Raw genomic sequence first — 12,417 nt, 5'->3', positions numbered from 1 at the left:
GGAGGAGCACGATGTCAGACAAGACGCTCGACGCTGTGGTGATCGGAGCCGGCGTGGCCGGCCTCTACCAACTGCATCAGCTACGCGAACATGGCCTCGACGTTCGGGCCTTCGACACCGCGTCCGGTGTCGGCGGGACGTGGTACTGGAACCGCTACCCCGGCGCGAAGTTCGATTCGGAGGCCTACATCTACCAGTACCTATTCGACGAGGAACTCTACAAAGGCTGGAGCTGGAGTAGCCGATTCCCCGGCCAGAGCGAGATCGAGGAGTGGCTCAACTATGTCGCGGATGCGCTCGACCTTCGGCGCGACATCTCGTTCGACACCACGATCACGAGCGCCGTATTCGACGAGGACACCAACCGCTGGACCGTGACCACCGACAGCGGCGAGACCATCGACACCCAATACCTCGTCACATGCTGCGGAATGCTCTCGGCGCCGATGGCCGACATCTTCCCGGGACAGAGCGACTTCGCCGGCAAGATCTTCCACACCGCGCGTTGGCCGCGTGACGGCGTCGACCTGTCGGGTAAACGCGTCGGCGTCATCGGCAACGGAGCGACGGGCATCCAGGTCATCCAGACGATCGCCGATCAGGTCGACCAACTGAAGGTGTTCATCAGGACGCCGCAGTACGCGTTGCCGATGAAGAACCCCAGCTACGGTCCCGACGATGTCGCTGCATACAAGGCGCGCTTCGACGAGCTGAGGGAGAACTTGCCGAACACGTTCACGGGTTTCGAATACGACTTCACCGTCGCCTGGGCTGATCTCACGCCCGAGCAGCGTCGAGCACGTCTGGAAGCCGACTACGAGAACGGGTCGTTGAAACTCTGGTTGGCGTCCTTTGCCGAGATCTTCTCCGACGAGGAGGTCAGTGAGGAGGTCTCGGAGTTCGTGCGCGAGAAGATGCGCGCTCGACTGCAGGACCCGGAGCTGTGCGAGCTGCTGATCCCCTCCGACTACGGTTTCGGTACCCACCGCGTTCCGTTGGAGTCCGGTTATCTCGAGGTGTATCACCGCGACAACGTTCAGGCGGTGCCCGTCAAGAACAATCCGATCGCGAGGATTGTCCCCGAGGGAATCGTGCTCGAGGATGGATCACTCCACGAACTCGACGTGATCGTCATGGCGACCGGCTTCGATGCAGGCACAGGCGCACTGACGCGGATCGACATTCGTGGACGTGACGGACGTTCCCTCCGTGAGGACTGGGGCCGTGACATCCGCACGACCATGGGCCTGATGGTGCACGGCTATCCAAATCTGCTGACCACCGGCGCGCCGCTCGCGCCGTCGGCCGCCTTGTGCAACATGACGACCTGTCTGCAGCAGCAGACCGAATGGATCAGTGATGCGATCCGGCACATGCGTGCCAACGGCAAGTCGGTCATCGAGCCCACTGAAGAGGGGCAGGACGCGTGGGTGGCCCACCACGACGAACTGGCAGACGCCAACCTCATCTCCAAGACGAACTCCTGGTACGTCGGCTCGAACGTCCCGGGCAAGCCGCGCCGCGTTCTCTCGTACGTCGGCGGGGTCGGGGCTTACCGTGCCGCGACATTGGAGGCCGCAGCAGCAGGTTACAAGGGGTTCTCCCTGTCATGACGAAAAGTGTTGTTAATCAGAGAAATTCATCGAAAGGACAGATGAGATGACAAGTTCAGTCACTGGAGTCGACCGTGGTGTACTCAAGCGGTCGGACGACGCCATTCTGAAATCAGCAGTCGACGCAGACATGCCCGTGGCGGGCGTGGTGGCGATGGTGACGGATCGGAACGGCAACATCTACGAGGGTGCCGCAGGCAAGCGTCGAATCGACGGCGACGCCGCGATCACCACCAACGACGTCTTCGCTCTCTTCTCGACCACGAAGGCGATCACCGCGACCGCGGCATTGCAGCTCGTCGAAGAGGGCGCACTCGACCTCGACGCTCCCGCATCCGAGTACGCGCCCGAGATCGGCGAATTGCAGGTGATCGAGGGCTTCGGCGACGACGGTGCGCCACAGCTGCGCGCGCCGAGGTCGATTCCGACGACGCGCCAACTCCTCACACACACAGGAGGTTTCGGGTACGACTTCTTCGACGAGGTCTACTCCCGACTGGCCGACGAACAAGGTCAGCCCAGCGTCATCACCGCAACGAAAGCCGCACTCACGACGCCTCTGCTCTTCGATCCGGGCGAGCGGTGGCAATACGGCACCAACCTCGACTGGGTCGGGCAGGTCGTCGAGCGCCTTCGCGGTAAGCGACTCGGCGAGGTATTCGAGGAACGGATCTTCCCGCCCCTGGGTATCCAGAACATGAGTTTCGTTCTGCGAGAGGACTTCCGCTCGCGTCTTGCGGAGATGCATGCGCGCAATGCCGACGGCACGTTGACGCCGATGGACTTCGAGTTGCCGACGCCACCGGAGGTCGATTTCGGTGGGCACGGGCTCTATGGCACCGTCGGTGACTACATGAGGTTCATCCGGATGTGGCTCAACGACGGAGCCGGTGAACACGGCCGTGTGCTCAAGCAGGAGACCGTCGAGATGGCGGTTCAGAACCACCTCGGCGATCTACCGGTGACCATGCTGCCCGGCGTGATCCCGTCATTGTCCAACGACGCGGAATTCTTTCCGGGCCAATCGAAGTCGTGGTCGTTGCCGTTCATGATCAACAACGAAGAGGCACCCACAGGTCGACCTGCTGGGGCGCTGGGCTGGGCAGGCCTTGCGAACCTCTTCTACTGGATCGATCGAGAGAACGGCTACGGCGGCTTCTGGGCGACGCAGATACTGCCGTTCGGTGATCCGACGTCGTTCACGAAGTACATGGACTTCGAGACCGCGCTGTACCGGTCGCTGGACCACTAGGACCGTCGAACGTCATTCCTGTACTTTCGACCAGGTAGAACCATCCATTCGGATGGATGCATGTCTCGTGCCATGCCACAAGACTGTGTTGAGTACAAGGTTCTCACCATCGAGAGGTTGAAAGCGGAATGTCGCAGACGGTCAAGGGAGTCATCTCGCGTAGCAAGGGCGCGCCAACGGAACTCGTCGACGTGGTGGTGCCCGACCCCGGGCCCAACGACGTCGTCGTGGATATCCAGGCGTGCGGTGTCTGCCATACAGATCTCGCCTACAAAGAGGGCGGCATCAACGACGAGTATCCGTTCCTCCTCGGGCACGAGGCCGCGGGCGTCGTCGAGGCGATCGGTTCGGATGTCACTCACGTCGAGGTCGGCGATTTCGTCGTCCTGAACTGGCGTGCGGTGTGTGGTGAGTGTCGGGCGTGCAAGCGCGGGAAGCCCTGGTACTGCTTCGACACCCACAACGCGTCGAAGTCGATGACGCTCACCGACGGCACCGAACTGATGGCTGCGCTGGGTATCGGCGCGTTCATCGAGAAGACCCTCGTTCACGAGGGGCAGTGCACCAAGGTCAATCCCGAGACCGATCCCGCGGTCGCCGGCCTGCTCGGTTGCGGCGTGATGGCGGGCCTCGGCGCGGCGATGAACACCGGCAACGTCGGTCGCGGAGACTCCGTCGCCGTCATCGGTTGCGGTGGCGTCGGCGACGCCGCGATCGCCGGTGCCCGACTGGCCGGTGCCACCAAGATCATCGCGATCGACCGCGATCCGGCAAAACTGCAGTGGGCAACCGAACTCGGCGCAACTCACACCATCAATGGTGCAGAGGTCGACGACGTGGTGACCGCCGTCCAGGACCTGACCGACGGCAACGGGGTTGACGTCGTCGTTGACGCCGTCGGGCGACCGGAAACGTGGAAGGAAGCCTTCTACGCCCGCGACCTCGCCGGAACCGTTGTGCTCGTTGGTGTTCCGACACCCGAGATGAAGCTCGAGATGCCGCTCGTCGACTTCTTCTCGCGCGGCGGATCGCTCAAGTCGTCGTGGTACGGCGATTGCCTGCCCGAGCGCGACTTCCCGATGCTCATCGACCTCTATGAGCAGGGTCGACTCCCGCTCGACAAGTTCGTCACCGAGCGCGTCGGACTCGGCGACGTCGAGGCAGCGTTCGAGGCGATGAAGGGCGGCAAGGTGCTTCGCTCGGTGGTAGAGCTGAAGTCATGAGCAACGCGAGCATCGACAACGTCGTCACGTCCGGCACCTTCTCGCTCGACGGCGGGACGTGGGACGTCGACAACAACGTCTGGATCGTCGGCGACGACAGTGAGGTCGTCATCATCGACGCCGCGCACAGCGCAAAGCCGATCCTCGACGCTGTCGGCGACCGGACCGTCAAGGCGATCGTGCTGACCCACGGCCACAACGACCACATCACCGTGGCTCCGGAGTTGTCGAAGGAGACCGGCGCGCCCATCCTGCTGCACCCCGGCGACACCATGCTGTGGAAGGAAACGCACCCCGACGTGACGCCCGGCAACCTCGACGACGGGCAGGAAATCGACGTCGCGGGAACGTCGTTGAAGGTCATCAATACGCCGGGGCACTCGCCGGGCTCGTCGGTGATCTACGCGCCGGAGCTCGGTGTGTTGTTCAGTGGCGACACGCTGTTCCAGGGTGGACCGGGAGCGACAGGACGGTCGTTCTCGAGCTTCCCGAAGATCATCGAGTCCATCAAGGAAAAGATCTTCGTGCTCGACCCGGAGACCAAGGTCTACACGGGGCACGGAGACGGCACGACGGTCGGTGCCGAGGCGCCGCATCTCGAGGAGTGGATCAAGCGGGGTAGCTGAGCGCGCTCAGAGCCGTGTTTCCGAGTCGCCACGTGAGCTCGGAAACACGGCCTTCTGCCCCGAAAACCTACCCACCTGCGAAGATCCCGAGGGGCGGGCGCGTAACCTCTCCGCGGTGAGTGAAGCCACTGTCCCTTCAACGGGTTCTGCTCCTGTCGATCCCGCTCGACCCGCAGTTCCGCGTAGCCGCATCGTCATCGCATCGATGGTCGGCACGAGTATCGAATTCTTCGACTTCTACATCTATGCGACGGCAGCCGTCCTCGTGTTTCCGACTCTGTTCTTCCCGAAGGGCAACGACACCGCCGCGCTACTCTCGTCGTTCGCGACGTTCGGCCTCGCATTTGTCGCGCGGCCGATCGGTTCGGTGTTGTTCGGACACTTCGGAGATCGCGTCGGGCGCAAGGCGACCCTGGTCGGTTCGCTGCTCACGATGGGTATCGCCACCTTCGCGATCGGGTTGCTGCCGACCTTCTCCCAGATCGGTTATGCCGCACCGGCTCTGCTCGCGCTGTTGCGCTTCTGTCAGGGTCTCGGACTCGGGGGCGAATGGTCGGGGGCCGCGCTGTTGGCCACCGAGACCGCAGAGAAGGGTAAGCGCGCCTGGGCGGCGATGTGGCCGCAGCTCGGTGCGCCGATCGGCTTCTTCTTCGCCAACGGCATCTTCCTGCTGCTGATGCTGGGAATGGACTTCGACGCCAAGAGCGCTGCGACCAACCACGCATTCCTGACCTGGGGTTGGCGAATTCCGTTCCTGGCGAGCGCAATCATGGTGGTCATCGGGCTCTACGTGCGGTTGAAGCTCACCGAGACGCCCGTGTTCGCCAAGGCAGTCGAAGAGGGCAAGAAGGTGCGCGCGCCGTTGGCCGAGGTCGTCAAGACCAGTTGGCGCCCGCTGATCGCCGGCACGTTCATCATGCTGGCCACGTACACGCTCTTCTACATCGTGACCACGTGGACGACGTCGTACGGAACCGGCAAGGTGACCGACGCGTCGGGCGTCAAGCTCTCCATCAGTTACGTCGACTTCCTTGGGCTGCAGCTTATTTCGGTGCTGTTCTTCGCAGCGTGCGTCCCGCTTTCGGGATGGCTCGCCGACCGGTATGGCCGACGTGTGGTGCTTCTGGTCATCACCGGTGCGATCGTCATCTTCGGTCTGTGCTTCGGGTGGCTGCTCAACCCGTCGTCGGTGACCGACGGCGTGATGCTGGGCTTCCTCATCCTGGGTATGGCGCTGATGGGACTGACCTTCGGGCCGATGAGCGCGATCCTGCCGGAGTTGTTCCCGACGAACGTGCGCTACACGGGATCTGGGATCGCCTACAACGTCGCGTCGATCCTCGGCGCTGCCGTTGCGCCGTTCATCGCGACGTGGTTGGTTGCCGACTTCGGTGTGGCGTGGGTTGGGGTTTACCTCGCGGTGGCAGGAGTGCTGACGCTGCTGGCGTTGTGGTCGGTCCAGGAGACGCGGTCGGTGGACTTGTCGGAAGTCTGAGTGTCGGGGTCTGAGCGTCGAACGCGATTCCCTCGGAATCGGGTTTCTGGGGTTGCGATGCGGGAACCATACCTTCATAGTTAGGCAATGCTTACCTCACTTGAGAAGGTCGCGCCATGGGCGATCGGCCTGTTTCGTATCGTCGTCGGCTTCCTGTTCTTCTGTCATGGAGCGTCGACGCTGTTCGGATGGCCGGTCGCGCCGTACGGCGGCGAGACCGCAGCGTTCGGGGCGGGGCCGTCGTGGTGGGCTGCGGCGATTGAGCTGGTCGGCGGCATCCTAGTCATGCTCGGACTCGGCACTCGCGTTGCTGCGTTCATCGGTTCCGGCGCGATGGCCGTCGCCTATTTCTGGAAGCACCAGGGCGACGGTCTGCTGCCCATAGCGAACGAGGGCGACTCGGCCGCGCTGTACTGCTGGGCGCTGTTCCTGTTGGTCTTCATCGGCTCGGGGCGTCCCGCATTGGAGAACGTGCTCGTACGTAAGCGAGTGGAAGAGTCCGACGCCGCAGCATCGCAAGGCTCGGCAGTGCGCACCGCTGCCTGATCAACGCGGGTAACGTCAGCGGGGTGATCGAACCGCTGAGCTCGGGCGAACGGCAGTGAGCGGGACGCGGGCCGCCGGGGCGGAGCGTGCGTTCTCGACGTCGCTGAAACGCTTGCTGCCACCCGCGTTCCGCGGTTACCAGCGCGGGTGGTTGCGGGCGGATGTGCTCGCGGGCGTCACGCTCGCGGCCGTCGCCATTCCGGAATCGATGGGCTACAGCACAATTGCTCACGTTCCGGTGGTTGCGGGAATCTATACGATCATCCTTCCCACGATCGTGTTCGCCATTCTGGGTGCCTCACGGCTCATGGTGACCGGTGCCGACTCGGCAACGGCGGCGATCATCGGGTCGGGTATCGCGGGTATCGGAGTCGCTGGACTGCAACCGAACTCGCGGGAATGGTTGGGCTTCGCGTCGCTGATCGCTATCGTGGCAGGCCTGATGCTGGCAGTGGCCAGGGTCGCGCGACTGGGGTTTCTCGGCGACTTCCTGTCCACCGCTGTGCTCGTCGGTTTCCTTGCGGGTACCGGGATCAGTGTGCTGACCGGGCAGATTCCGGGAATGCTCGGAGTCTCCGGGAGCGATGGTCGGATTTGGGAGCGCTGGGAACACCTGGCGCGAGAACTCGGCTCCATCAAATGGACTGCGGTGGCGTTCGCCGCTGCGACGCTGCTGTTGCTGATCGTAGGTAAGCGGTGGGCGCCCCGAATTCCGATGCCGGTCATCGTGGTGGTGGCGTCGATCGTGTTGGTGTATGTGTTCAACTGGTCCGACGACGTCCCGGTGATCGGTGAATTGCACGGCGGCTTCCCCGAATTCGGGCTTCCCGACAACGTCACGTGGCGTGACATACCGAAAGCCGCGACGGTCGCGATCGGCTGCGCGGTGGTCATTCTCGCCCAAAGTGCTGCCACAGCACGAAGTTTCGCACAGCGTCACGGCGAGGATGCCGACGTCAATCGCGATATCGTCGGATTGTCGGCGGCCAACATCGTGGCGGGCTTCTCGTCGACCTTTGTGGTCAACGGCAGCCCAACCAAGACCGAACTGCTCGAATCCGAACACGGTCGGACCCAGCTCGCCAACATCACGATGGCGCTGATCGCGCTGATCGTCGTGGTCTTCTTCGACGGCGCGCTCGCCTACATGCCGCACGCCGTGTTGTCGGCGATCGTCGCCGTGGTGGCGGTGCGGCTGATCGACGTCGACCAGTTCCGTCGAATGTGGCGAGTGTCGAAGTACGAGTTCGCTATTGCCGTTCTGACCGCCGTGGTGGTGTTGGTCTTCGGTGTGCAGAACGGTGTGGTCGTTGCGATGGGTGTGTCGCTGCTGGCGATAGTGCGCAGGCAATACCGTCCCGAGCGGTTCGTGGTCGGCGTCTCCGACCACGGACGTCGTCGCCGATACGAGTCGGCGAAGCCTGGCGCCGAGTCGATGCCGGGACTCATCGTGTTCCGTTATGACGCAGATCTGTTCTATGCCAACGCCAGTCGATTCTCCGACGAGGTGGCTGCGCTGGTTCGGGCGGCACCACATCCGGTGCGTTGGCTGGTACTCGACTGCACAGTGATCGGCGACGTCGACTACACAGCGTCGGTCATGCTGAAGGACCTGATCACCTTCGTGCACAAGCGAAATGCTCACTTCGTCCTCGCGGGCGTCGACCCAGAACTCGGCGACACACTCTCCGATGAGGGAGTGCTCTCGGAGCTGAACTCCGACCACGTGTACCCGACGGTCGGCGCCGCGGTGCGTGCGTACGAGGCGGAGTATCCCGACGCGGTAGCAACCGCGCGGTCGGAGGGCTCGTCGGATGTATCGCCGGATGCATGGAAGCAGGAGTCGTGAAACTCGGGCAGGTCGTCGAAGCGTCGGCGCAGATGGCTGCGACCCGATCACGCAAGCTCAAGACCACCGCATTGGTGGATCTCCTTGGTGCTGCGTCGAAGGACGAACTGCCGATCGTGGTCACGTGGCTCTCCGGTGAAGTGCCGCAGGGCAAGTTGGGTGTCGGGTGGCGGTCGTTGGCGAGCCTCGACGTCGACGGCACCGAGGAGCCGAGACTTGATGTGGTCGATGTCGACGACGCGTTTGAGCAGCTCGCTGCGGCCAGGGGGACGGGGTCAGCGGCACTCAGAAGTAGCGTGTTGACAGAGCTTTTCACGAGTTCGACGCCGCCCGAACAGGACTTCCTGAAACGGTTGCTGACCGGCGAGTTGCGGCAGGGATCGTTGGCGGGGCTGATGGTCGACGCGGTGGCGCAAGCGACGGGTCAGCCCGTCGACTCGGTGCGACGCGCGCACATGCTGACCGGATCACTATCGGAGACAGCGGTATTGGCTGCACATGGCGGCGACGAGGCGCTGCGTGGAGTGCGGCTACAGGTCGGACGCGCGATCGCACCGATGCTTGCGACTCCCGCCGACGACCTGCCGAGCGCGCTTGCCGACCTCGGCCCCGACGTCGTTGTCGACTTCAAACTCGACGGTGCACGAATTCAGGTGCACCGTAACGGCGGTGACGTGCGGGTGTTCACCCGCACGTTGCGGGACGTGACCGATAGGGTGCCCGATCTTGTCGAGGTTGTGCTCGGGTTGCCCTGTGAGACAGTCATTCTCGACGGTGAAACGTTGATGCTCAGCGACGACGGCCGGCCGCGACCGTTCCAGGAGACCATGAGCCGGTTCGGGTCTGCCGCAGACGAGGCGAACCCTCGACTGCTGCAACCGTTCTTCTTCGACTGCCTCCATCTCGACGGCCGTGATCTGATCGACCTGCCGCTGTCGGAACGACTCGCGGCACTGGATTCGGTGGCACCGGGTCTCCGCATTCCGTCTGTGGTCGACCCCGATGTCGAAGCGGCACAGGCACAATTCGCCGCGGCCATAGCGGAAGGCCACGAAGGGGTCATGGTCAAGTCGCGCACCGGTGCGTACGCGGCTGGCCGTCGTGGCCGGACGTGGCAGAAGGTCAAACCGGTGCACACTCTTGATCTAGTAGTACTCGCCGCCGAGTGGGGATCGGGGCGTCGACGCGGCTGGCTATCAAATCTGCACCTGGGCGCACGCGACCCCGACGGCGGGCCGCCGGTGATGGTCGGCAAGACGTTCAAGGGCCTGACCGACGAGATATTGCGTTGGCAGACAGAGGAGTTCCCCAAGTACGAGCAGTCGCGTACGGAGTGGGCGGTGTTCCTGCGGCCGGAGATAGTCGTGGAGATCGAACTCGACGGTGTGCAGCGCAGTTCAAGGTATCCGGGCGGAGTTGCCCTGCGGTTCGCCCGGGTGCTGCGGTATCGGCCCGACAAGACCGCCGCCGCCGCCGACACCATCGACGCCGTCCGCGCGCTGCTGCCGTAGGGGGCGCTGGTCGAGCCGGCCACCGTTGGTCGAGCCGCACCTCGCCGGTCGAGGTAACCCAGCTGGTCGAGCGCACCACCGCTGGTCGAGCTTGTCGAGACCACCTCACCCCACTGGTCGAACCCAGCCACCCCGCTGGTGATTTCGACTCGGCTGCTCGCTCCGCTCGCGGCCGGCTCAATCAGCGGAAAGGGCCCCACGCGCGGGCCGGGTGCTGACCCCGCTGGTCGAGCTTGTCGAGACCACCTCACCCCGCTGGTCGAGCCCAGCCACACCGCTGGTGATTTCGACTCGGCTGCTCGCTTCGCTCGCGGCCGGCTCAATCAGCGGAAAGGGCCCCACGGGCGGGTCGAGCCAACCGCCGCTGGTCGAGCTTGTCGAGACCACCTCACCGCAGCCGAGCGTCTACGCCCCGTCTTGTCGGTTGCGCGAGAGTTGTTGCAGCAACTCATAATCTCCAGCAATGAGGGCCTTCCGCTTGCCGCGGGACCAGTTCTGAACGCGCTTCTCGAGCGCGTACGCCTCTGCGATGGTTGGACATTCGTGTTGGTACACGAGCCGAACAGGCAGCCGGCAGCGCGTGTAGCGACTGCCCTGACCGCTGTTGTGCTGCTCGAGCCTCGACTCCACGTTCTGGGTGCTGCCCACGTAAAAGCTGCCGTCAGCGCACTCGAGGATGTACATGTAGCCGGTCATCCGACAACTATGCACTCACCGCTCGACTGTCGAATTTCTCTGTCCACAGGCCGCTTAGTGGTCTCGACAAGCTCGACCAGCGGGGTTGGCTCGACCAGCGGGGTTGGCTCGACCGGCGAGTGGGGGCTCGGCCGGCGGTGGGGTGGTCTCGACAAGCTCGACCAGCGGTGAGGGCTCGACCAGCGGTGGGGGCTCGACCGGCGAGTGGGCGCTCGACCGGCGAGTGGGCGCTCGACCGGCGAGTGGGGTGGTCTCGACAAGCTCGACCAGCGGGGTTCACTCGACCAGCGGTGGGGGCTCGACCGGCGAGTGGGCGCTCAGCCGGCGGTGGGGTGGTCTCGACAAGCTCGACCAGCGTGTAGGCGCTCGGGCGGCGGGGGTCAGCCGCGGTAGCCCAGGCGGCGGCTGACCGTGTCGGCGGCGCGCACGACGCCCTCGGCGAGTTGGGGGGCGTCGGCGGGGTCGAGGCGGTAACGCGGGCCTGAGATGCTCAGCGCCGAGACCACGGCGCCTGTGCTGTCGCGGACCGGGGCGGCGAGGGCGACGAGCCCGACTTCGAGTTCTTCGTCAGCGAGCGCCCAGCCGCGGGCGGAGGAGGCTTCGAGGTCGGCGATGAGCTGATCGAGGTCAGTGATGGTGTTGTCGGTGAAACCGGGTAGTTCGTCGGAGTAGAGCGTGCGCAGCTCTCGTTCGCTCAAGCCGGCGAGCAGCGCCTTGCCCGACGACGTGGCGTGCGCGGGCGACGGCTGGCCGATCCAGGTCTTCAACGCAACGCTCGACGACCCCTGCGACTCGACGACGTTGATGGCCTGCGCGGCGTTGAGGACCGCGAGATTGGTCGTCTCCCCGGTCTTCTTGGCCACGTCGTCGCAAACGTCTTGGCCGAGTTTTGCGAGATCCATTGTCGCGGTAGTCGATCCGGCGAGCCTCACCACCGTGAAGCCGATGCGATACTTGCGGCCACCCGGCGCCTGCTCGACAAAGCCGCGCGATTCCAGCGAGGCCACGATCCGCGAGACCGTCGACTTGTGGACTCCGAGAGCGACAGACAGTTCGGTGATTCCCGCGGCGCCTGCGTCGGCGATCAACTCCATGATCTGCAGCGCGCGGTCGACGGACTGCACGGCGCCACCTGCGGTCTTGTCGTGGTCGTGTGCGTCGGTGGACATGATGCTCATGAGCCTACCTGTCGATTCCATTGGGTTGAGGCTGCCGGCCACTTACCAAATCTGCACGTACACAATCCGGTCGTGAGCGGGCCGCCATCAAAATAATCTCCTCGGCCTCCCGCTGACGTACGACTTGTGTACGTACCGGGCGAACTCGACACGGATGAGCGCTCATTGGCTTCCGTCCGCAGCCTTGATCAGGTCGGCGCACTTCTCGGCCATGGTCATCACCGTGATGTTCGGGTTCACGACGGGCAGTTTGGGCATGGCCGAGGCGTCGACGACCCGCAGACCCGCCACCCCCTTCACCCGCAGTTCGGGATCGAGCACCGCCATGGGGTCCGACGCCGCGCCCATCCTCGCGGTACCCGCGGGGTGGTAGACGGTGTTGTGTGTCTTGTGCATGTAGTCGATCAGCTCGTCGTCGGTCACGGCGT

11 protein-coding genes are annotated in these 12,417 nt (G+C 64.2%); 8 read left to right on the top strand and 3 right to left on the bottom strand.

All coding sequences use genetic code 11. The features are described from left to right. The first annotated feature begins 11 nt into the window (after positions 1–11). The 8 genes from ABW18_RS11250 (at position 12) to ABW18_RS11215 (ending at position 10,115) form a co-directional block, all read left to right on the top strand. Positions 12–1,613 carry a flavin-containing monooxygenase gene (locus ABW18_RS11250; protein WP_049699092.1) on the top strand — a complete coding sequence of 534 codons (1,602 nt, stop codon included), beginning with the start codon at positions 12–14 and terminating at the stop codon, positions 1,611–1,613. A 46-nt stretch (positions 1,614–1,659) separates the two neighbouring features. Further along, positions 1,660–2,865 carry a methyl acetate hydrolase AcmB gene (gene acmB, locus ABW18_RS11245; protein ID WP_049699091.1) on the top strand — a complete coding sequence of 402 codons (1,206 nt, stop codon included), beginning with the start codon at positions 1,660–1,662 and terminating at the stop codon, positions 2,863–2,865. 128 nt (positions 2,866–2,993) lie between these two features. Next, positions 2,994–4,088, top strand: a complete 1,095-nt coding sequence (locus tag ABW18_RS11240) for an S-(hydroxymethyl)mycothiol dehydrogenase (protein WP_049699090.1) — start codon at positions 2,994–2,996, stop codon at positions 4,086–4,088. Further along, entirely contained in the window at positions 4,085–4,714 is a 630-nt protein-coding gene (locus ABW18_RS11235) for an MBL fold metallo-hydrolase (protein WP_049699089.1), read from the top strand. The genes ABW18_RS11240 and ABW18_RS11235 overlap by 4 nt, the downstream gene beginning before the upstream one ends. 205 nt (positions 4,715–4,919) lie before the next feature. Next, the gene (locus tag ABW18_RS11230) at positions 4,920–6,209 is read left to right on the top strand and encodes an MFS transporter (RefSeq protein ID WP_331710811.1); all 1,290 of its coding nucleotides are present in this window, start codon (positions 4,920–4,922) and stop codon (positions 6,207–6,209) included. 87 nt (positions 6,210–6,296) lie between these two features. Further along, on the top strand, positions 6,297–6,755 hold the full coding sequence (locus tag ABW18_RS11225) for a DoxX family protein (RefSeq protein ID WP_049699087.1): 459 nt from the start codon (positions 6,297–6,299) through the stop codon (positions 6,753–6,755). Positions 6,756–6,810: 55 nt separating this feature from the next. Next, entirely contained in the window at positions 6,811–8,604 is a 1,794-nt protein-coding gene (locus ABW18_RS11220; protein ID WP_049699086.1) for a SulP family inorganic anion transporter, read from the top strand. Continuing rightward, positions 8,601–10,115 carry an ATP-dependent DNA ligase gene (locus ABW18_RS11215; RefSeq protein WP_083444395.1) on the top strand — a complete coding sequence of 505 codons (1,515 nt, stop codon included), beginning with the start codon at positions 8,601–8,603 and terminating at the stop codon, positions 10,113–10,115. Before ABW18_RS11220 ends, ABW18_RS11215 begins: the two co-directional genes overlap by 4 nt. Positions 10,116–10,520: 405 nt before the next feature. Here the strand turns inward: ABW18_RS11215 and ABW18_RS11210 are convergent, their stop codons facing one another. The 3 genes from ABW18_RS11210 to ABW18_RS11200 form a co-directional block, all read right to left on the bottom strand. Continuing rightward, positions 10,521–10,811, bottom strand: a complete 291-nt coding sequence (locus tag ABW18_RS11210; protein WP_049699084.1) for a GIY-YIG nuclease family protein — start codon at positions 10,809–10,811, stop codon at positions 10,521–10,523. Between the two features lie 380 nt (positions 10,812–11,191). Continuing rightward, positions 11,192–11,989 (bottom strand): IclR family transcriptional regulator, encoded by a 798-nt coding sequence (locus tag ABW18_RS11205; RefSeq protein WP_200903251.1) that lies wholly within the window; start codon positions 11,987–11,989, stop codon positions 11,192–11,194. A gap of 162 nt (positions 11,990–12,151) precedes the next feature. Next, positions 12,152–12,417 (bottom strand): GMC oxidoreductase (locus ABW18_RS11200; RefSeq protein WP_049699083.1); only part of this gene is annotated, 266 nt, incomplete at its 5' end.

The organism is Gordonia jacobaea (genome assembly GCF_001186365.1).
Taxonomy (GTDB): domain Bacteria; phylum Actinomycetota; class Actinomycetes; order Mycobacteriales; family Mycobacteriaceae; genus Gordonia; species Gordonia jacobaea.
The sequence above is the reverse complement of the archived record's forward strand: the minus strand, read 5'-3'. Positions and strand labels throughout refer to the sequence as shown.